Annotated in this window: 21 protein-coding genes and 2 pseudogenes; 10 read left to right on the top strand and 13 right to left on the bottom strand. The window is 52.5% G+C overall.

Annotated elements, in window-relative coordinates; genetic code table 11:
* Positions 1 to 250: 250 nt before the first annotated feature.
* Together rssB and rssC are read left to right on the top strand one after the other, a co-directional pair.
* Positions 251 to 1,432 (top strand): two-component system response regulator RssB, encoded by a 1,182-nt coding sequence (gene rssB / locus ACA059_RS21890; protein ID WP_010456296.1) that lies wholly within the window; start codon positions 251 to 253, stop codon positions 1,430 to 1,432.
* Complete coding sequence (rssC, locus tag ACA059_RS21885; protein ID WP_007935262.1) at positions 1,432 to 1,914, top strand: anti-sigma factor antagonist RssC; 483 nt, start codon at positions 1,432 to 1,434, stop codon at positions 1,912 to 1,914. The genes rssB and rssC overlap by 1 nt, the downstream gene beginning before the upstream one ends.
* A 73-nt stretch (positions 1,915 to 1,987) precedes the next feature.
* On the opposite strand, the gene tal is transcribed toward rssC, so the two are convergent.
* Together tal and dusA are read right to left on the bottom strand one after the other, a co-directional pair.
* The gene (tal, locus tag ACA059_RS21880; protein WP_129442948.1) at positions 1,988 to 2,914 is read right to left on the bottom strand and encodes a transaldolase; all 927 of its coding nucleotides are present in this window, start codon (positions 2,912 to 2,914) and stop codon (positions 1,988 to 1,990) included.
* Between the two features lie 178 nt (positions 2,915 to 3,092).
* Positions 3,093 to 4,058, bottom strand: coding sequence for a tRNA dihydrouridine(20/20a) synthase DusA (dusA, locus tag ACA059_RS21875; protein ID WP_497630970.1), 966 nt, complete (start codon positions 4,056 to 4,058; stop codon positions 3,093 to 3,095).
* A gap of 154 nt (positions 4,059 to 4,212) precedes the next feature.
* Between dusA and ACA059_RS21870 the strand changes: the two genes are divergently transcribed.
* Positions 4,213 to 5,346 carry a tyrosine-type recombinase/integrase gene (locus ACA059_RS21870; RefSeq protein WP_497630969.1) on the top strand — a complete coding sequence of 378 codons (1,134 nt, stop codon included), beginning with the start codon at positions 4,213 to 4,215 and terminating at the stop codon, positions 5,344 to 5,346.
* 25 nt (positions 5,347 to 5,371) lie between these two features.
* Here ACA059_RS21870 and ACA059_RS21865 read toward each other — a convergent pair whose 3' ends face one another.
* Both ACA059_RS21865 and ACA059_RS21860 read right to left on the bottom strand, forming a co-directional pair.
* Positions 5,372 to 5,614 (bottom strand): hypothetical protein, encoded by a 243-nt coding sequence (locus ACA059_RS21865; RefSeq protein ID WP_497630968.1) that lies wholly within the window; start codon positions 5,612 to 5,614, stop codon positions 5,372 to 5,374.
* Entirely contained in the window at positions 5,611 to 5,820 is a 210-nt protein-coding gene (locus ACA059_RS21860) for a hypothetical protein (protein WP_497630967.1), read from the bottom strand. Before ACA059_RS21860 ends, ACA059_RS21865 begins: the two co-directional genes overlap by 4 nt.
* A gap of 950 nt (positions 5,821 to 6,770) precedes the next feature.
* On the opposite strand from ACA059_RS21860, the gene ACA059_RS21855 reads away from it, so the two are divergent.
* The 6 genes and pseudogenes from ACA059_RS21855 to ACA059_RS21830 form a co-directional block, all read left to right on the top strand.
* A complete protein-coding gene (locus tag ACA059_RS21855) occupies positions 6,771 to 7,235 on the top strand; it encodes a DUF6957 family protein (protein ID WP_497630966.1) in 465 nt (154 codons plus the stop codon).
* Positions 7,236 to 7,273: 38 nt separating this feature from the next.
* On the top strand, positions 7,274 to 7,738 hold the full coding sequence (locus ACA059_RS21850; RefSeq protein ID WP_497630965.1) for a hypothetical protein: 465 nt from the start codon (positions 7,274 to 7,276) through the stop codon (positions 7,736 to 7,738).
* Between the two features lie 764 nt (positions 7,739 to 8,502).
* Positions 8,503 to 8,985: a 3'-5' exonuclease family protein gene (locus tag ACA059_RS21845; RefSeq protein ID WP_497630964.1), complete on the top strand. Its 483-nt coding sequence runs from the start codon at positions 8,503 to 8,505 to the stop codon at positions 8,983 to 8,985.
* A gap of 24 nt (positions 8,986 to 9,009) precedes the next feature.
* A complete protein-coding gene (locus ACA059_RS21840) occupies positions 9,010 to 9,225 on the top strand; it encodes a hypothetical protein (RefSeq protein WP_497630963.1) in 216 nt (71 codons plus the stop codon).
* Between the two features lie 362 nt (positions 9,226 to 9,587).
* A complete protein-coding gene (locus tag ACA059_RS21835; protein WP_497630962.1) occupies positions 9,588 to 10,316 on the top strand; it encodes a metallophosphoesterase family protein in 729 nt (242 codons plus the stop codon).
* 136 nt (positions 10,317 to 10,452) lie between these two features.
* Positions 10,453 to 10,653: pseudogene (locus tag ACA059_RS21830) on the top strand (S24 family peptidase); the annotation flags it as partial.
* 184 nt (positions 10,654 to 10,837) lie between these two features.
* Here ACA059_RS21830 and phaZ read toward each other — a convergent pair.
* The 3 genes and pseudogenes from phaZ to ACA059_RS21815 form a co-directional block, all read right to left on the bottom strand.
* Positions 10,838 to 11,644, bottom strand: coding sequence for a poly(3-hydroxyalkanoate) depolymerase (gene phaZ / locus ACA059_RS21825; protein ID WP_497630961.1), 807 nt, complete (start codon positions 11,642 to 11,644; stop codon positions 10,838 to 10,840).
* 79 nt (positions 11,645 to 11,723) lie between these two features.
* Positions 11,724 to 12,097: pseudogene (locus ACA059_RS21820) on the bottom strand (manganese catalase family protein); the annotation flags it as partial.
* A 340-nt stretch (positions 12,098 to 12,437) separates the two neighbouring features.
* Positions 12,438 to 12,785: a hypothetical protein gene (locus tag ACA059_RS21815; RefSeq protein WP_497630960.1), complete on the bottom strand. Its 348-nt coding sequence runs from the start codon at positions 12,783 to 12,785 to the stop codon at positions 12,438 to 12,440.
* Positions 12,786 to 13,240: 455 nt separating this feature from the next.
* On the opposite strand from ACA059_RS21815, the gene ACA059_RS21810 reads away from it, so the two are divergent.
* The gene (locus ACA059_RS21810; protein WP_497630959.1) at positions 13,241 to 13,606 is read left to right on the top strand and encodes a histone-like nucleoid-structuring protein, MvaT/MvaU family; all 366 of its coding nucleotides are present in this window, start codon (positions 13,241 to 13,243) and stop codon (positions 13,604 to 13,606) included.
* 213 nt (positions 13,607 to 13,819) lie between these two features.
* Here the strand turns inward: ACA059_RS21810 and ACA059_RS21805 are convergent, their stop codons facing one another.
* The 6 genes from ACA059_RS21805 to ACA059_RS21780 form a co-directional block, all read right to left on the bottom strand.
* Entirely contained in the window at positions 13,820 to 15,049 is a 1,230-nt protein-coding gene (locus tag ACA059_RS21805; protein WP_497630958.1) for an OprD family porin, read from the bottom strand.
* 92 nt (positions 15,050 to 15,141) lie between these two features.
* Positions 15,142 to 16,455 (bottom strand): dicarboxylate/amino acid:cation symporter, encoded by a 1,314-nt coding sequence (locus ACA059_RS21800; RefSeq protein ID WP_497634707.1) that lies wholly within the window; start codon positions 16,453 to 16,455, stop codon positions 15,142 to 15,144.
* A 54-nt stretch (positions 16,456 to 16,509) separates the two neighbouring features.
* A complete protein-coding gene (locus tag ACA059_RS21795; protein ID WP_497630957.1) occupies positions 16,510 to 17,373 on the bottom strand; it encodes an amidohydrolase family protein in 864 nt (287 codons plus the stop codon).
* A 113-nt stretch (positions 17,374 to 17,486) separates the two neighbouring features.
* The gene (locus ACA059_RS21790) at positions 17,487 to 18,371 is read right to left on the bottom strand and encodes a LysR family transcriptional regulator (protein ID WP_201181833.1); all 885 of its coding nucleotides are present in this window, start codon (positions 18,369 to 18,371) and stop codon (positions 17,487 to 17,489) included.
* Between the two features lie 26 nt (positions 18,372 to 18,397).
* Positions 18,398 to 19,321 (bottom strand): NAD(P)-dependent oxidoreductase, encoded by a 924-nt coding sequence (locus ACA059_RS21785; protein WP_497630956.1) that lies wholly within the window; start codon positions 19,319 to 19,321, stop codon positions 18,398 to 18,400.
* Complete coding sequence (locus ACA059_RS21780) at positions 19,321 to 20,409, bottom strand: 4-oxalomesaconate tautomerase (protein ID WP_497630955.1); 1,089 nt, start codon at positions 20,407 to 20,409, stop codon at positions 19,321 to 19,323. Before ACA059_RS21780 ends, ACA059_RS21785 begins: the two co-directional genes overlap by 1 nt.
* Positions 20,410 to 20,414: the final 5 nt, after the last annotated feature.

Here is a 20,414-nt window from a genome sequence, read left to right as displayed (position 1 = left end):
GTTTTGCCTGTTCTTATAACTCCCGGTGATTTGAAATCGAAAGACGTCAAGCGACCATCGGCGTGAGCTTGAAACGCCCCGCGGATGGGAGTACCGTCTGCGCCTTAGAAGGGCACTTCTGGTGTACCTGTGTGTAGGGCAAATGCTCGAAAACAGTGCAGTAGAGAGGCTAGAAAGCGAATCCAGTAGTGAGAGCCGGGACAAAGCCCCTGCCTGCTACGCCAACCTAATTCTGGCGCCGTTTGCCCACATGCCAAAAACCAGTGCCACGCTGCTGATAATCGATGATGACGAAGTAGTGCGCGCGAGCCTCGCCGCCTATTTGGAAGACAGTGGTTTCAGCGTCTTGCAGGCCAGCAATGGCCAGCAGGGTCTTCAGGTATTCGAGCAAGACAAGCCCGACTTGGTCATCTGCGATCTGCGCATGCCGCAGATGGGCGGACTCGAACTCATTCGCCAGGTCACCGAGCTGTCACCACAAACCCCGGTGATTGTGGTTTCGGGCGCCGGCGTGATGAACGACGCGGTCGAGGCCCTGCGCCTGGGCGCAGCGGACTACCTGATCAAGCCTCTCGAAGATCTGGCTGTGCTCGAGCACTCTGTGCGCCGGGCCCTGGATCGTGCGCGCCTGCTGCTGGAAAACCAGCGCTACCGCGAGAAGCTGGAAAAGGCCAACCGCGAGCTCGCCGCCAGCCTGAACCTGCTCCAGGAAGACCAGAACGCTGGTCGCCAGGTGCAGATGAACATGCTGCCGGTCAGCCCCTGGACCATCGACGAGTTCCAGTTTGCTCACCAGATCATCCCGTCGCTGTACCTGTCGGGTGATTTCGTCGACTACTTTCGGGTCGACGAGCGTCGGGTAGCCTTCTACCTGGCGGACGTTTCCGGTCATGGCGCCTCTTCAGCCTTCGTTACCGTGCTGCTGAAGTTCATGACCACGCGCTTGCTGTTCGAGTCCAAGCGCAGCGGTACATTGCCGGAATTCAAGCCTTCAGAGGTCCTTGGTCATATCAACCGAGGCCTGATCAGTTGTAAGCTGGGTAAACACGTCACAATGGTCGGTGGAGTCATCGACGAGGAGACAGGTTTGTTGACCTATAGCATCGGCGGTCATTTGCCGTTGCCTGTGTTGTACACGCCAGACAGTGTTCGTTATCTGGAAGGGCGTGGTCTGCCGGTGGGCCTCTTCAATGAAGCCACCTACGAAGACCACGTACTGGAGCTGCCGCCGACGTTCAGCCTGACGCTGATGTCCGATGGCATTCTGGACCTTTTGCCAGAGCCTACACTCAAAGAAAAAGAAGCGGCTTTGCCCCAACGGGTCAAGGCAGCGGGCGGCAGCCTGGATGGTCTGCGGCAGGTTTTTGGATTGGCCACGCTAGGGGAGATGCCGGATGATATCGCCCTGTTGGTGTTGAGCAGGAATCTTTAATGAGTACCGGTAGAATCCAGTTCGCCGAGCAGGATGGCACCTTCGTCCTGAAGTTCGTCGGTGAAGTTCGCCTGACCCTGTGTTCGGCGTTGGATGCGACTATTGAGCGGATCTTCACGGCGTTGAACTTCAACGCAATCGTGATCGACCTGACCGAAACCCGCAGCATCGACAGCACCACCCTTGGCCTTTTGGCCAAGCTGTCGATCCTGTCGCGGCAAAAAGTCGGCTTGCTGCCGACCGTCGTCACCACCCACGAAGACATCACCCGTCTGCTGCAGTCCATGGGCTTCGAGCAAGTGTTCAACATCGTTGACCGCCCGATCCCGTGCCCTGAGTGCCTGACCGACCTGCCAGACCAGGATCAGTCCGAAGAAGTGGTGCGGATCAAAGTGCTCGAAGCGCACAAGATCCTCATGGGCCTGAACGACTCCAATCGTGAAGCGTTCCATGATTTGGTGAATGCGCTCGAGCGTCACTGATTCCATAAGCGACCGCGCACAAAAAAGGGCGAACCTGTGAGGGTTCGCCCTTTTTGCGTTTGCTCTTACTGGATCAGAGTTTGGCTTGCAGCAACGCCTCAAGCTTTTCCTGGTCGCGAGCGAACTGACGAATACCTTCAGCCAGTTTCTCGGTCGCCATCGCATCCTCGTTGGACAACCAGCGGAACTGCGCTTCATTCAAGTTCAAACGAGCTTCACCGGCATGACCCGGGGCCAATTTGCGCTCCAGCTTGCCAGTATCCGCCGCCAGCTTATCAATCAGATCCGGGCTGATGGTCAGGCGGTCGCAACCGGCCAGTTGCTCGATCTGATTCAGGTTACGGAAGCTCGCGCCCATGACCACAGTCTTGTAGTCATTGGCCTTGTAGTAGTTGTAGATGCGCGTCACCGACTGCACGCCCGGATCATCCGCGCCGGTGTAGTCGTTGCCGTTGGCCTTCTTGTACCAGTCGTAGATGCGACCTACGAACGGCGAAATCAGGAATACGCCTGCGTCAGCACAAGCCGCAGCTTGAGCGAACGAGAACAGCAACGTCAGATTGGTCTGAATGCCTTCTTTTTCCAGAATTTCGGCAGCGCGGATGCCTTCCCAGGTGGAAGCGATCTTGATCAGCACACGGTCACGGCCAATGCCGGCCTTGTCGTACAGGTCGATCAGACGGTGCGCCCGCTTCAATACGGCGTCAGTGTCGAACGACAGGCGCGCATCCACTTCGGTGGAAATACGGCCTGGGATCACTTTCAGAATTTCTTGCCCTACCGCAACGCCAAAACGGTCACTGGCCAGGCCGACATCGCCCTTGCAGTCACTGACGCACGCGTTCAGCAACTCGGCATAACCGGGAATGGCCGCCGCTTTGAGCAGCAGGGAAGGGTTGGTGGTAGCGTCCACGGGTTTAACGCGAGCGATAGCTTCGAAGTCGCCGGTGTCGGCAACAACGGTGGTCATTTGTTTGAGTTGTTCCAGCTTGGAAGTCATGGGCGTGCTCTGTCCTATGGGTCTAATGACATTACCCGAGCGCTGACAGCCACTCAAGGGTGCGTGTACGTATCGAGGGCCCCAGCGGCAACAACCGGAAAACGGCTGTTTGAAAGGCGGGGCGCGGTATCGGTAAATACGATGCCAAATCAGGCCACAGGTTCAACCCCAGCGACCGTTAACGCCCCTCAAGCAACTCCGCCGCCTGATCCAGCAACACCAAAGGCTCTTTAGCCTTGTGAATATCCACCGACAACAACTGCCGAAACTTGCGCGCCCCCGGAAACCCGGTGCCCAGCCCCAGCACATGCCGAGTGATGTGGTGCATCGAGCCGCCCGCATCGATGTGCGCGGCTATATAAGGCCGCAGCTGCGCCAGCGCCTCGGCCCGACTGATCACCGGCGCCGTGCTGCCGAACAGCTGCTGATCCACCTCGGCCATCACATAAGGATTGTGATAAGCCTCACGACCCAGCATCACACCGTCGAACGTCTGCAAATGCTCATGACAGGCCTCCAGCGTCTTGATCCCGCCGTTGAGAATAATCTCCAGCTCCGGAAAATCCGTTTTCAACCGCGCCGCCACGTCATAGCGCAGGGGCGGAATGTCGCGGTTCTCCTTCGGCGACAACCCCTCCAGAATCGCAATCCGCGCATGCACCGTAAAACTCGTGCACCCGGCATCCCGAACCGTGCCGACGAAATCACATAACTCCTCGTAACTGTCCCGCCCGTTGATCCCGATCCGGTGCTTCACCGTCACCGGAATCGACACCGCATCCCGCATCGCTTTCACACAATCAGCCACCAACTGCGGATGCCCCATCAGGCACGCACCGATCATATTGTTCTGCACCCGATCACTCGGGCAGCCGACATTCAGATTCACCTCGTCGTAACCGTGCTCCTGCGCCATGCGCGCGCACATCGCCAGGTCCAGCGGCACACTGCCGCCGAGTTGCAGAGCGAGCGGGTGCTCGGCTTCGTTGTGACGCAGGAAGCGGTCGTGATCGCCGTTGAGGAGCGCGCCGGTGGTGACCATTTCGGTGTAGAGGAGCGCGTGCTTGGAGAGCAGGCGCAGGAAAAAACGGCAGTGGCGATCGGTCCAATCCATCATGGGTGCTACAGAAAATCGTCTGTTCATAAATTGTTGATTCTAAAAGGGTTTGTGTGGATTTTTGGTTGGTAATAGTGTTCAAAATCAGCCAAAAATCGACGATAAAGTACACTTGGTGTACACGCCGAGTACAAAAAGGGTATGCTCCGGGTACTGGTAAATGAACATATGGTGAACACGGATGGCCTCAATTCAATTGCTACCGAGCGGCAACTGGCGCGTCCTGATCAGGGCCAAGGGGCACAAGGCGATCAGCGAGACTTTCACATCCAAGAAGCTCGCAAAGAAATTTGCAGATGAAAAGGAGCGACAGCTAGAAGAAATCCGTGCGACCGGAAAAATGGAGGCGCAGGACGGTACGACGGTGGCTCATTATATCGATGACTATCTGGAATACATACAAAACGGACGGGTGTTACAACGAAGCGCCCTTTTCATCTACAAATCGCTCAAGGAGCGGTTTGGAAAGATTCGGATCGAGAAGCTGTCGAAACATCATCTAACCGAGTTCATCGAAGATCGCAAGCGCCAGGGGGTTCAGGGAGTAACCATCGCTGGCGATTTGTCGATGCTGTCCAGCGTACTGCGCCATTGCTCCGAAAACAGGCATCTAAATATCGATCCAGAACTAGCGGACACAGCTCGAAAATCGATCCAGAAAGACCACAAACTGAAAATTAAAAGTAAAGAAGTTGAGTGCGTCCCAACCAAAGCGGAGTTGAATGCCATTATCGGGGCGTACGCCGGTATGACGCGGCAGAAAATTGATATGCCAACCGTCATCGAGTTTGCACTCTACACATCTATGAGGCAGGCTGAAATCTGCGGGCTCGAAATAGAAGACCTGAACTTCGAAGCAAGGAGCGTAATAATCCGACAACGGAAGCATCCAACAGAAAAGGAATACAACGATGAAACCGTTCCGTTATTACCAAATGCCTGGGCAATCATCGAAAGGTTTGTTGGTGGACGGAGTTCCGGAAAAATTTTTAAATACAATCCCAAGTCAGTGAGTGCATCTTACACGAGAACAAGGAACGCTGTGGGGATCAAAAGACCAACACGCTTTCACGACATTCGCCATAAGGCTATTTCAGACTTCTTCGCGATGGGATTCAATGTCCCGCAAGTGGCCTTAATGAGTGGCCACAAGGACTGGAAAACGCTAAAGCGGTACACTCATATTAAGGCTGCTGATGTCCACACTGCCTATACAACTCTCAACGAAATGCGAAATGAAGCCAAGTTTAGAGATAGGCAGGTGACGCTGTTGATGGAGCAGATGGCGGAGTTAATGGCCAAAAGTGAAAAGTAAAAAAGGGGCCAACTAGCCCCTTCATTTACCTGATACAGCGCCTGTAAAAATCATCCCCAGGCCCTTCAAACATAGCGCTAACAAACTCAATTACTGATGGCTTTGAGTAAAGAAATGCGTTACCAAAGCGGATCGGCTTCGGGCCTTTCCCATGCTTTCGCCAGTGTTCAAGCGTTTCAAGCTTGACCATAGCTAACTCACTCAAATCTTCGGCTGTAAAGCAGTTAATTTCATCCGCCATCTTCCTTCGCAAATTCTCCGCAATCATTGCTGAACCGCCTGGTTGCGCAGCCTGCTAGTCAAGAGCTCACCCGCGGCCTTGATCGGATAAAAAAACTGATTGGCGACGTAGGCATAGACAGGCCCAATCCAATGTCGCCGCCAGTTTTCCAGCGTGGGCCTCGTGACTTTGAAGACGCTCGTCATGTCGTCCTCAGTCAAAAAACCCATCTCTTGCACGATTTCCTTCTGCATGACGCTTGCTCAAGCTGGCATGAGTCGTCTTGACCCGCACTGCCAACCATCTGTTCACTGAAACCCGGTGTCGTACCCGTGGCTTGTCAATACATGACATATGGTTTTTCAGGGAAAATCAAGGTGCAAAAGGAAATTTTTTAACGGTAACTTCTGCGCATACTGTTAGTTATGGGTACGCTATAAATACACCGTTAAAGTGAGTTGGTGGTTTATATGTGGTTATATATATGTGCGCTTGAAATTTGAGTTCGCGACAAAGTAGCGAGGATAGTGCTCGCTGGGTGCTCTTTAGTTTAAGCGAGTGATGGCTAGCATATTGAGTATGCTAATAGCATACTCTCTTTAAGTATATTAAGAGCATACTCTCTTTCGTCGGGCGATTGAAAAAATCACGCCGCTCACCCTTGACACTTGGCTCTGAGGTTGTGTTAATTTGTCGCTATCGATTAGGGGCTGAATATGCGCTACCTTCTATTAAGGGACAGCTCCATTTATGCTATTCATCCGTTTTCTCCCGTTCCAAAATGAGCGGAAGTAGTTTAGTATTTCGATTGTTTTTACTGGGTAGAACAACTTTTGTGAAGTGGTTTTCGGTCAGTGGAAATAATATGTACGCTAATAATATACGTTTTTGTTGGGAGTGAGCGTTGTTGCAAGAGCTTTGCTCTTGTTTTTGAGGTTGAAGCCCGCAGTTGTATTGGTTTATTAATGCCGTCTAAGAGGGTGATGTGCTAACAAAATTGGCTTAAATTAAGTAATTGCATCTGATTGCATCTATAGATGCAATCAACTCATTATTTAAACGGCGCATTGGACTACAGCATCTATAGCTGTTTCCAGTAAAAAGTCGTGAGCCTCGAGATTGTACCGCAGTCGGCTGGGCAACGCTTTATTGTGATGTATAGGAGGCCATCGAAAGCGACGTAATTGATGTCTTGGAGGGTTAGATGACGCTCGTCGCAGGGGGCGGCACGCCATACACATCAGATTCATTGACGAGGATTTTGAGAGTGAGCACAGATAAAAACGAATGCGATGAATTATTAAGTGGCCCAGGCGAACCTCGCCATGGATCGATGGGCTCATACGAGATTCTCACAGGGCTCGTGCAAGCTCTCTATCCACGCAAGCCCTATTGCTTGGTCGAGGATTGGACGATTTTTCGCGCGGACGTCACCGAAGACGAGCTACAAAAAATTCACGGCGAAGGCCAGCTACCTCTCATCGTTTATGCCCGGAACGTCGTCTTCGACAGCGAGAGAAGGTTTGACGTCGGTGATTGGGTGCGCTCCATGTTCGCGGTTTCGTTCGAAGAGGGGTTTCTGTTCGAAACAAGAAACACCACTTATGTGCTGATGGGGCCTGGCCACGAAAAGGCGGCAAGTCTCAAGACGGTTCTTTCTTTTTTCTAGTGAAATCGGTTCACGAATTGGCTGGGGCTGAGGCTGAGATGTTTGGAACAGATATTGGAGATCAAGCAGGGGACGAAGGAACGTTCGTAACACATATTGTTGATCGGGCGGGGTACGAAGGAATGTTTGGAGAAGGTCATTCACATTGGTTCAAGGTCAGTCGGTTGCTTCCTACACACTGGTATCACATTGATTTAAAAATCAGAAACGAAGACCGGATGACTTCCATCATTCAAATGGCAGGTGACGAAGCTGCATTTGAGCAGGTTCTCAAGGAATGTGGTTCCGATGTCGTCCTCACGCAAGTCCAAGTGGTTACTCCCGCATGGATGAATAAAACGGACGGTTGGCGCATGGAAAAGCTGGTCAGCTTGTCGACTGGTTTCGATAAAGTCGGCGTTCTGGTGTGCCTGCTAGAAGTGGAAAGTGGTGTGGTGTATGCAGACGTACACGATCCAATGTTTCGTGCCGAATCCCTTGTCGAAGTCAAAAAAGTCTACTGAATCGAGATTGAGACGATGCCAAATGACACAGAGCTCGAACTCCACTCCAAACGCTTGACCGACTTTCAGATTTTGCGGATTATCCGAGCGCGTAAGCATTCATACAATGAGCCCATAACCGCCTTCTTGAGTGACGTTTTCATACACGCAAATTCAGCGGTGGGTGTCGTTTATGGTCACGTTAATCAAGGCCCTCATGGGCGCTATGCAGACGAACACCTTTTGCGCACCAGCGATATCCGTCAAGCGCAAAAGGAAGGGCGGTACTGGGTGCTAACCACTCAGAATTCCCGATACATCGTCGCCTCTTTCAAGCGAGATAACGGCAGAGCTAGTTTTAGAAACTTTCTACGGCGAGCTGAATATAGTTTTCACTAGACGAGCTCTCACTACGAACGACGCTCAAAAAGGCTGCTGGCCGCTAGGGGCGTCTATCGGATGATCCGCGAAATTTGCGAGGGTAGAAGGTGGAATTACTCATTCGAAAAGGAGAGCCGCTTAGCTTATCGTACGGCATCTTTGCGTCATACAATCGCGACGGCCCATTCAGAGCTCTCCAAGATTTCGACCTTTTAGAGGCGATTGAGGTATACAAAAGTCAGACCTCTGAGGCTGCGGACGAATATTCCCTGCTGTCTAATTTTCATGATTACCTAATCGCACGCCGGTACATAGAATTAACGCCGTGCCGAAATATTCACCTCGGCGAGTTCAATGGGTTCGATGTGAGACAGAAAGTCGATTCTGATGAATGAGCGTCAAGGTTGAAGCTCTTTCTGGACTGCGAGTTTTCTCAGCTCAACAAAGACGCCAGGCTCGTCTCTTTGGCGCTGGTGGCTGAGTCAGGTCAAGAGTTCTACGTCGAGCTTCTGGATACCTATGACGTCACTGACTGCAGTGCGTTTGTCATCGAGCACGTACTCCCACAGCTCAATCCATCGGTTTACGGTCAAACCTTGGTGGAAGCTCAAGCATCCTTGAGCGGCTACCTCGCGCGCTTCGATGAAATACTCGAAATATGTACGGACGCCCCGGACTGGGACTGGAATTTTTTCTGCGATTTGGCGTATGTGGGCCACCGATGGCCAGCTCATGTCATTAACCGGCCGACCAACCTCATCGCGCTATTCAGCAAGGTGAGCACCGACGCGCTGCAAGATGTAGAGCTCCCAGATCTGCCGCATCATGCCCTGTTGGACGCACGGATACTTGCATTGCTCTATCAGGGCTTGGTATCAGCTTCGTAGCCCATCATATGTGGAGGATTGGTGATGGCCAAGGATGACGACGACACAGTGTACTGCGATGTTCAAATGCCGGTCGCGCAGGGTCGAGAGCTACTGCGGTTGGTGAATGCCTTGCGCGATTCAGGAGGCCATCCGAACCTCGATACAGTTTTTGCGCATATGCAAATTGAATTGAGGATGTCGATCGATATCGTCGAAAACCCACCAGATTGGGGAGCTGCCGAGCCTACTAAGCATTGAAGGCATAAGGCTAGGCGCTGGCGCGAATAGGCGATTGCAGGTTGCAGGTGGGGGAGTCGAAAGTCGTCCTAGGTCAGGGTACGTCAACGAGTTGCGCAAGCTTCCCTGTTGTTCCGCCTGTTCCGTGAAGCGGTTGCCGCTGCAGAAGTACAGTCTATTTCGACTTGCGAAGTTTGTGGGCAGACCGGGACTTTAGGAGAGGGGCGTTGGCTGAGCGTACGATGCATTGAGCACATCCATTGGTCACCTTCTAACGACTGCAAATGAAGTGATCGGATGCAAGCCATCGACCCGATGAAACAGCAGACCGCTAATGCATCAGTTTAAGAATTCGCAAAGCACTGCTCAGGGCGGGTAATCCAATGAAGCTTCAAATTTATTCAGATCTACACAATGAATTTGCTCGATTCGATCCTGCCCCAAGCGATGCTGATGTAGTCATCCTCGCCGGTGACATTGATCTGAAATCGCGCGGAGTGAAGTGGGCGAACGAAGTATTTCAGTGCCCTGTGATCTACGTGTGCGGGAATCACGAGTACTATGGTGGGCACCTTCATCACACGCTGCGCAAAATGAAGGACGCGGCAGCGCTCCATGTCCACGTACTCGAAAACGAAGTGCTGATTCTGGATCAAACTCGGTTTTTGGTCACAACGGGATGGACAGATTATTCGTCGACCGGAGATGTAGTCGCCGGGAAACGTATTGCTTTGGAATGGATGAATGATTTCAAAGTGATCAGAACAGATGCAAGTTACCGCCGCCTCCGCCCGGATGACCTAGTTGTTAAATCCAAAGCGGCCTACTCCTGGCTTTCAGATGAGTTGGACAAGTACTTCCACGGCAAAACCGTCGTAGTTACGCACCATGCGCCCGTGTTGGATCACATGGGTGATGACCTGCCCGAACACCTAATCGCAGCCTACGCGAATGACTGGCCGGAGCTTTTGGGTAAGGCCGATCTTTGGGTACACGGCCATACCCATGTCGCAGCGGACTTCCCTAAGCAGGGTTGCCGAATCGTTTCCAATCCTCGTGGCTACCCCGGTCAGACAACCGGTTTCGATCCGAATTTTTTGATCGAGCTTTGAAAAGCAGCGGTTCAGCGAGGATGCTCACACGCCCGCACATTGGTACCCCCTGTCGACTGCGATGAGTCTTCGTTTGACCGCAAACCCGATTCAGCGATTTACTGTACGAACATACAGTATTTCGGCGATTTGTATTATGGTCACCATCCTTGGGCCGCTTTCCAGCAGCGGCGTTCAGCTCCCGTTTTATTCCTACCGCGTTCCTGCCGGCTTTCCGTCGCCTGCGGCAGATCATCTCGAGCAAAAGGTTTCGTTGGACGAGCTCTTGGATTTGCGGGCTCCCCACATGTACCTCGTTCGCATCGAAGGCGACAGCATGATCGGTGCCGGTATTTTTTTCCAAAAGACCAACCATGTCCAAAAGAGATAGGTCGAAGGAAATTCCGCTCATATTTTTTACCCATTAAGGGTTAGTGTGTTTTTAACACCCGTGCGCCGCCATGAGAAACTGCCCATCATAAACAATTTTGCGCGTAGGCTTTACCGGGTAATTAGGAATAACGATTTTAAGGCCTAAAGAGTCAAAGTAAAAACTCATTAATGATAGGAGCGACGTTGGGTAAGTCCGTAAGAAAAAATAAGTGTCCGTCATCAAACACATGCAATTGTGCATTAGCAATTTGATCGGACAATCGTTCCATATTATACAATGGAATGATGGGGTCATCGCTCCCTGCCAACACTAGCGTAGGCTGGACTATTTGGTTTAGCCAGAAAGCGCTAGACCAGCATGCAATGGCCATCATTTGATAGCTGTAACCAGTAGTAACTTCGTAAGGTGATTTATCTGCACACATTTTCTTGGCGTGCAAAGATGCCAGCTTCTTGTCGTACCGGAACTTGCCTCCGTAAAGTGCAGGTGCAATGCTAGCGGCATATTCAGGGTCGGTATAACGGCGCGGACTGGCCATCAATCCCAACACTTTGTAATCTGGTAGGATAGACATCAATCCACATGATGTGGCTGCGAGTATAAGCTTCTTACACCGTTGTGGATAATCAAAAGCGAATTGTTGCGCTAAGAATCCGCCCCAAGAAAGGCCAATGATGTTAACTTGATCATGTCCTAAGTAATCAAGGATTTCTGTTACGGTTTTAGCAAGGCCAGAGAAAGTGTAAGTAAGACTTGGCATAGATGAGCCGCCTACACCGGGAACGTCAAATGCTATGACTTCTAGATCAGGGTGCATTGAATTAACAATAGGCAGGACTAGCTCAAGGCCAGACCCAATTCCATTGAATATCATAAGGGGAGTTGTATTTGGTAGCCCTGTGCGTACACCTACACGGATGGTCTGGCCATTGATATGTATTTTTTTAATATCCATTCCTAAACTCCTGCTTAGACAAATTTTAGTAGCAATTTATGACCTAAATTGAAGACCCAGGTGGCGCAGCAAAGGTTCAAGCGGAGTTAGTGAGGGCGCCGCCGGCCCTATACAGCAGGCTGGTGATGTGCGAATCGTTACTAGCCCCGTTGATGGCGCGATACAACTCGGCCTCTTCTTCCACACCTTCTGCCATGCGCCCCTTGGCGCCCTTGTTAAGCAACACGATGATCGACCCTACAATCTCAAGGTGACTGAGTTCTTCGATGACAATGTCCATCAGCAAATCCTTCCTTCCCGCATCATCTTCGGCCAATGCATGGGTGAAGTATTCGGTGGCTGCGGCCAACTCGGCTGGGCTCCACCATATTGCTCAAGTAAAAGGTTCGACAACCCAGGATTGGGTTGTGCCAAGCGCACAGTGTATTGAAGTCGCTTGTTATGTAGGAACATGACGAATCTCCTCAGGCCTAAAAGGGGTCGCTACTCATTTGGTGATTGACTGAATTCGCCGTCCACTGTCATCTGAAGGTGATGCCCGTCCAAAAATTCTATAAAGTTTGCCGCTCGCGACAGACGGTATTTAACGGTGTGAATTGTGCTGAATTGTGGTCAGTCGTCGAACATTGATTCAATCGATTGAAACTTTTACCTGCTCGTCGATCTCAACCGCTATCGCGAACGTTTAGAGGTTAATCCTGCCGACTCAAATCAAACATAATCGCTTAATTCATTCGTGCGGTTAATATCATTCCATCAATGCACCGAGCGAGCGGAACTGTTTCGGTTCACCTCACCGCGATAACGGAGTGGATTTAGGGGGGCTGATGGTGTTTAAGGAGCTATACCACTGAGCGTAAGGTGAATTGACGACCTGGCACCTATTGAAGTCTGGGCTGCCGTCGCTCCACCACACGGGCCCTCGCTCCCCAAGCGCTACTTTGGCTGTTTGAACGCGTGCCCTGGCCAACTTTAGCTGCCTAGGATCCCCCGAGGCTTTCGCTGCTTTTACCTCACGTCGCGCTTCCATGAGTTCGTCGACAAGACGCTTTCGCACATCTCCATTTAACGATGGGTTGGTGCAACGCCACAGCTGTCCTTTGACTACAAAGTAGCGACCGTCAGGTGTCGTCGGATACATGTCGGAAACGCCTTGTTATTCCATGTGCCGTGGCTTGGCTCGTATTGAACCACTTCCGGTGCCACCACAGCAGGTCTCAGCCCGCAGGCTATACAAGACCGACAAACGACAGAATAACTAGGACGATCACAACTGCTCCGACGATATAGATAATATTGTTCATAAAATGGCCTCTCTATCTCAACTGGATGTGCGTCACCAAGCGTGTCTAATACAAATGACACCTTGTCTCTCAGTTCCGTTCCGAAAAACCAGTTTCAGAAGCGGCGCCATCACACCAATGTCCTGTAGCGATTTTGCGAACCTTCCCTTGTCGCCAATGTCGGTAGATGGACGTTTGTTCAGGTGAGAATCCTGCAACGGAAGCGACTTAGTAAGAAAAGCAAACACGCTTACTTCATGCAAATCGGAGTTTTTGGTGTAACGTTAGGTCAACAATCACGGAGAGATTTCCCATGTCCAAACTCGCAGAATTCCGCCAGCTCGAAAAACACCTCGCCGAGCAGCTCCAAGCACTGGAAGCACTCAAGGGTGATGCCGGCCTGAAGCAGGAAATTGAATTCGAAACGAAGCTCCGTGCCCTTCTTGCTAAGTATGGCTACAGCTTGAAAGACGTCGTCAATTTGCTTGATCCGCAAGCTGGACGTCGCGCTCCAGCTGCCCGGTCGCAATCGGGCACGCGCAAGCCACGTCAGGTGAAGGTTTACAAAAATCCAGAATCTGGCGAAGTCGTGGAAACCAAAGGCGGCAACCACAAAACGCTGAAAGAGTGGAAAGCGAAATACGGCTCTGACACCGTAGTGTCCTGGCTGACCAAGTGAGTTTGGTTTGAGTACAAAGGGCCCGAGAGGGCCCTTTTTCTTCGCGGGAAAAATATGTCTTGGCTCGCGGACTGGGATCAAATGCATCTGATGATGAGGGGGGAATCCATTCGCCATCATGAGTTGGTCGCTCGGCTAGTCTCGATCCAATAAGCGATTTTGGACGCATTGCGCATCGAAACCGACTTCTTTCCAACGGCACTCAACTGCTGTTTAAAAGGATGTGAACAAGTAGCTCGCGATCAAGCGTGTCTCGTCAATATCTCTGGCGTCGTCACTACGATAGGTTGCGTTCCTCACACGCACGGAAAAGCCTTTAAGCCTTCCCTGAAAGGCGTAGCTCACATCCACATCGCGCTCCCATTCCTTGTCGGTGCCGACTTTCTTCAATCCATCTCCATGGATGTACGCGGTAAAAAAGCTCAAGCCGGGAATGCCCATGGCTGCGAAGTCGTAACCATACCGCATCTGCCAGCTACGTTCGCCTGCGCTTCCGAAGTCGTGGTATTGAACGTAGTTGGGTAAGTAGGGGTTATTGATGTAAGGAAAGCCGGTGGCGCCGCCCATGACCTGATAGGTCGCCATGACGCTATGCCCATTATTCATGTTGTAGCCGAACGCGGCGGCGTATGCGCGGTTATCAACCTCTCCAGCTTTAGCTGCTCCAACATCACGACTTGAGAATGCACGCAGGTCAGTGGTCAACGTGCCCTTTCCGAGGCGAGTGTTGTGTATCAATCCAGCGAACTGCTGACGGTACACGTCATCAAGCTCGCCATAGAAGTACGTTGCACTCAGCTCTGGCGTCAGCTTGTATGTCCCGCCGCCATATCGGTAGTTGTCGCCGACACCCGTTGCACGGTAGCGACCGTCCTTCACCGCCAGGGAGATGTCCTGAAGATCGGTAGAGTCGGGTGTGATCGTTTTATCGAATTGAGCCAGGTTTATGGTCAGGCGATCTACGTCGGTAGAGTTAATCTGCCAGCCTTGGAACGTCTGAGGAAGCAGTCGGCTGTTGTTGTACTGAAGCACTGGAACCTTTGGCAATGACATGCCGTAGCGCAGTGATGTCTGAGATATCTTGAGTTTGGCGCCATATCCTGCTTTTGAGTATTCATCAGCGGCCTCACCGGAAGCTCGTTTGGGGAGGAGGCCGCTACCGGAACGATCTGGGCTCGAATCTAGTTTGTAACCCGCGAACACGAGTGCGTCGGCGCCAAAACCGATGATTCCCGGTGTGTATCCCGACTCATAGTTGAGCAAAAAGCCTTGAGCCCATTCTTCTTTTTTGGATACTCCAGTCCCTTGACGGAAATCTCCGTTGTAGTAAAAGTTTCGAGCTTCCAAGCGAATCTTGCTGTCAGCGATAAAGCCATCGGCCATCGAGGTGTCGATAGAGAAAAATACAGGTGTTAGCAAAGCAACGTATAAGGCGCGGTTCATTTTTATTATTTTCCTGACGCAGGGAGTCGCTGCTCGGTACTAGACCGAACAGGGACTTTTTTAGAGATGTTGTGATCGATAGAGCTGAGGCTTTACGGCTTGGTGCCAAGTTCCTGGGCGAGCTTGTCGCGATCCAGTTCCTTTTCCCACGCGGAGACAACCAGTGCGGCGACACCGTTACCCACCAGGTTAGTCATGGCAAGTCCTGTACCCATGAAGCGGTGGATACCCAGAATCAATACCATGCCCGCCACCGGCACAAGCGGCACCACCATCAAGGTACTGGTCAACATGACAAAGGCTGCACCTGACACACCGCTGGCACCCTTAGAGGTGAGCATGGCCACGATGACTAAAGTGAGTTGCTGCGAAAGTGATAGGTCGATGTTCAGCGCTTGAGCGATGAAGAGCACCGACATCGTCAGATAGATGTTGGTACCGTCGAGGTTGAAGGAATAGCCCGTGGGAATAACCAGCCCAACGACGGGTTTGGAGCAGCCCAGTCGTTCCATTTTTTCCATGATCTGAGGCAGTACCACTTCCGACGAACTGGTACCTAGTACGACCAACAACTCCTCTTTGATGTAAGAGATAAAGCGCAGGATGCTGAACCCGCAAACTTTTGCCACGCCACCCAACACCACGATTACAAACAATGCACACAGGACATAAAAGCTGCCGACCAGTTTCATCAGCGGCAGGAGTGCACCTACACCGTAAGTACCGACGGTGAAAGCGATGGCGCCGAATGCACCGATGGCGGAGAGCTTGGCGATGATGTGCACGATGCGAAAGAACACGCCGGACAGACCTTCGATCATGTCGTAAACCGGTTTGCCTTTCTCTCCCATGGCTGACAAGGCGCATCCGAAAAGCACGGAGACCAGCAATATGCAAAGCACGTTACCTTCGGCAAAGGCCTGCACAAACGTCGAGGGAATGATCCCCATCAGAAATTCGACCATGTGCATGTGCTGAGCCTTCTCGGCGAACCCGGTGACCGCCGAAGCGTCCAGCGTATTGACGTCAACATTGAAGCCCGCACCTGGATTGAACAGGTGACCGCCGATAAGGCCAATCAGCAGTGAAACAGTCGAAATGACTTCGAAGTAGAGCAGTGCTTTCCCACCGACTCGACCCACCTTTTTCAGATCGCGCATACCGGCGATGCCGGTGACGACTGTGCAGAAAACCACAGGGCCGATGATCATCTTGATCAGCTTGATGAACGCATCACCCAACGGCTTGAGGTCGGCAGCAAAGGTGGGCCAGAAGTGGCCGACGGCGACTCCCGCGATAATTCCCAACAGGACTTGAAAGTACATCGCGCGATAGAAGGGCGGCTTGGTTTTCGCCTTGCTCGGAATGGTTACGTCTACCTGAGCAGATGCAGGACTGGGGTTCATGGCGTTCACTCACTGTAAGTCTTATTTTTGGAGGTGCAGCAAAGCTTGGTGCGCTTAACGTCCGTATAGCTTCATCGGGTTATCGATTAGCAGTTTTTGACGCAGCAGAGGATCGGTACAGAAATTGAACATCAGATCCACCAACTCGCCGTCGTTGGGCATGTCTTTGCTAATGTTTGGGTGCGGCCAATCAGTGCCCCACAGGACGCGATCTGGTGCCATCTCAATCAGTCGCTCTGCGAACGGAACAGCATCATCGAATGGTCGTCGGCCCACTGATACACGCTCTGCGCCACACACCTTGACCCACGCCAGCGGATTTTCCATCAGTTGCTGCAACGCCAGGAAGGACGGCTGCTCAATGCCATCCTGAGCTTTGACCCTACCCATGTGATCGATAATGAAAGGCACGGGGATCCGCGCCAATCTGTCGGCATAGGTCAGGATGTCTTGTGCATCTAGGTGCAGGACGACGTGCCATCCCAAGTCAGCAAGGCGATCCACAGTGCTATCAAAGACGTCCAGATCTGGTGCGCCACCCAGGTGTGCAACGAAGTTGAACCGCACGCCACGAACACCTCCTGCGTCCATCTCGGCAAGGTATTCATCGGTCTCGCTACCGTCAACGATTGCTACGCCTCGATACCGTCCTTCACTGCGAGCGATAGCATTTAACATTGCGCGGTTGTCACTGCCGTGACAGCTGGCCTGGACAATCACACCGCGAGTGAACCCCAAGTGGTCGTGCAATGCCCGCAATGTTTCAAACGGGGCGTCTGGTGGGGTGTAGCTACGATCTTCGGCATAAGGGAAGTTAGCCGCAGGGCCGAACACATGGCAGTGAGCATCCCAAGCGCCAACAGGCAGCGATTGCTTTGGTTTTGTAGGATTGGAGTCAGGTGCGAGGCAGGTTTTCATCTCGTGTCCTTTAGTCGTTGTTAGCGGAAGCGATAGCCGATGGTGGCCGCCTCCACGCTTTACAACAACCAGACGCAGGCTCTAGCAGTTATGCGAATTTTGCATGCATCTCTTCAGTCTATGCAGATCTCACGAACTAATGACATGGTCTGTTCTGCCAGTCGAGACAGCGGACGCTGCTCAAATGTGGCGATAAACAAATGTGTTTGGATAGATGGATCAACGATCTGCGCCGCTTTCAGGCCTTCCAGTTTTCCGTCTCTATTGGCCAAGGCCGAGCGAAACAATACGCCGTATCCCATGTCGAGATTGATAAGTTCCAATAGCGAAGGGATGCTATCGATCTCCAGGCAAACGTTCAGCTGCACCTCATGCCGAGACGCTTCACTTTCGATGAGACGGCGTATGGAGTGAGGTTCGCTGGGAGTGATTAACGGGTATTGCCCCAAGTCTTTCATCGCTACCTGGGAAGGGAGATTCGAGTGCTGGCTACCGATGAGCATCAACGGCTCTGAGTGAATGTGCTCATATTGCAGTTGTGCGCTGTGGCCGGGATTGAAGAGAAGCGCGAAATCCAGGCGACCCAGCAGCAACCACTCGCGCATCGAATGAGTCAGACCTTCCTTGATCCCTAATATGCAGTTAGGAAAACGCTCACGAAAGGCAGAGACCACTGCCACGGTGTGACGTCGGGAAATACTTGGAGGAAGCCCGACGACTACTTTGCCAGACAACGTATCGCGTTGTTCGCGCAGATCTTCACGAGCCACCTGCACCTGTCGCAAGATGCCTTTGCCATGATCGAACAAGCGTTGCCCAGAAGCGGTCAGCAAGACCCCCCGACCATTTCGCAACAGCAGATGTTCCTGCAGCTCGACCTCAAGCTGCCTGACCTGACGGCTAACGACCGACTGAGAAATGTTCAGTACAGCGGCGGCCTTGGTGAAGCTTCCGAACTCGGCCACCCTTACGAAACATTCGAGCTGTTTTAGATCCATGAGTGCGACTCTGGGAAAAGGCTATGTTACCGCTTTTCCTCTATAGCGCTTTCACGAGCGATTGGACTGCCATACAACGTGTCGATCAGGTTTAACCAGTCGAATGGCTCAAGGTTTGGGTAATCAATATCGGCATCAAGCATGGCATCGACGAGCCCTAGCTGAGCGTTGACGATGGCTTGGCTCATGTTCGGAACAACGTCTACGTCGCGAGCGGTTTTTGCCACTTCCTTCATTTCCTCTGAACGACGCCGACCGTGCTCTGCCACGCGACTGATCAAGTAGTGGGGGAGTGCACCATCCCAACCCATCTGCGGAAAACTCTGGTGCAATGACGCCAGCACCTCGTCCTCAGCATGGTATTGGCGAGCGGTGCTCAAGCATTCGGTGGTGAGTGCTTCCAGGCCTTTGATCATGATGCTTCGACACATCTTTATCGCCGACGCTACGCCAATCACCTCAGCCACTACCCGCACGTTCATGCCTAGCCCACTTAATCGTTCAGCAACCAGGGGAGCGTGTTGGCCGCCTAACAGAATGGGTGTTTTCAAGCGTTGCGGTGGAACCGGCGCCATGACTGCCGCATCGATGTAATCAACGCCATACTGTTGCATCGCTTTAGCTGCCGCGCGCTTGGTAGAGGGCGCGACCGAGTTGATGTCGATGAACAGTTGGCCAGGCCTCATCAGTGGCGCCGCGTTCAGTGCGACTTCGAGTGCGTTATCCGCTGTGACGGCTGAAATGATCCACTTGCCAAGCGCTATCGCTTGAGCCGCACTCTCGCACAGTTGAACGTTGCACTGATGAGCGCGTTCCTGCAGTGCAGCTCGTTTGGTGGGGTCTTCAAGGAGTCGATCATAGGCGTAGATCTTCACGTCCAGCGCGGCAAGATCCTGACCCAGAATGGCACCTGCTTCGCCGAATCCGATCAGAGACAAGGTAGTGCTCATTATGATTTCACCGTGTTTTGCCAGACATCGCCAGGAATGAGCACGTTGCCTTCGAACAACAACCGTGCCGTGCGCACCAGCCCGCAACCGGCTAACTGACCGTCAATCAAACGCAGCTCGACCGTAAACTCCCCGGTTGGATGCTCGACAGACAGATGCATTCGGTCACCCGTTTCCACTTGGGCCAAACTGCTCGCGACTGTCCCTTTAACCTGGCAGGCAGAGGCGACACTGACAGCGCCGAACACCCCGATCGATGTGTGACAGCGATGAGGAATGAAGGTGCGGCTGCAAATTGCGCCTCCATTGCGGGGGGCTGCTATTAGAGACATTTTCGGTACTGTGCGCTCGCGGACATCCCCCAGATTCATCAAGGGGCCCGCCTGCAGCCGGATCGATTCCAACAGCGCCTTGAGCTCGATGTTGGCGTCCAGTTGCTCGGGAGGTTCATCGCCCGTACAACCCACGTCAGTGGCCCTGATCAGCACAACAGGCATTCCATTGTCGATACACGTCACTTCAATGCCATCGAAGCGGTCAATGGCATTTCCGGTAGGCAAGAGCGCTCCGCAACTGGAGCCGGCAATGTCTTCGAACTCGACAATCAGTGGAGCGCTGGTGCCAGGAACGCCATCGATGCGGGTATCACCTGCGTACTCGACGATGCGACCTGGTGTGGGGACGTTAGCCACGGCGATCTGGCCAGTATTCATCATGAAAATCCGCACGGTCGTCAGCGATTCGTCTGCGCTGATCAGCTCCCGCTCAATTGAAAAGGGGCCGACACCTGCGAGGATGTTTCCACAATTCTGGCCGTAATCCACTTGAGCGTGTTCGACTGAAACCTGAGCAAACAGATAATCGACATCAGCGTCCGGGCGATTTGAACGACTGATAATGGCGACCTTGCTGGTCAGCGAGTTTGCACCCCCGATGCCATCTATCTGGCGCGCATCGGGTGATCCCATAACGGCCAGTAATACTTGATCACGCAGCTTGCCTTCAGGCGGCAGGTCGTCGGCCAGAAAGTAAGCGCCCTTGGATGTTCCTCCACGCATCATAAGACACGGAATTCGGGTCTGGCGCATGAAAG

Source organism: Pseudomonas sp. LBUM1647, from assembly GCF_059716175.1.
This window is presented reverse-complemented; position numbering and strand designations above follow the sequence as displayed.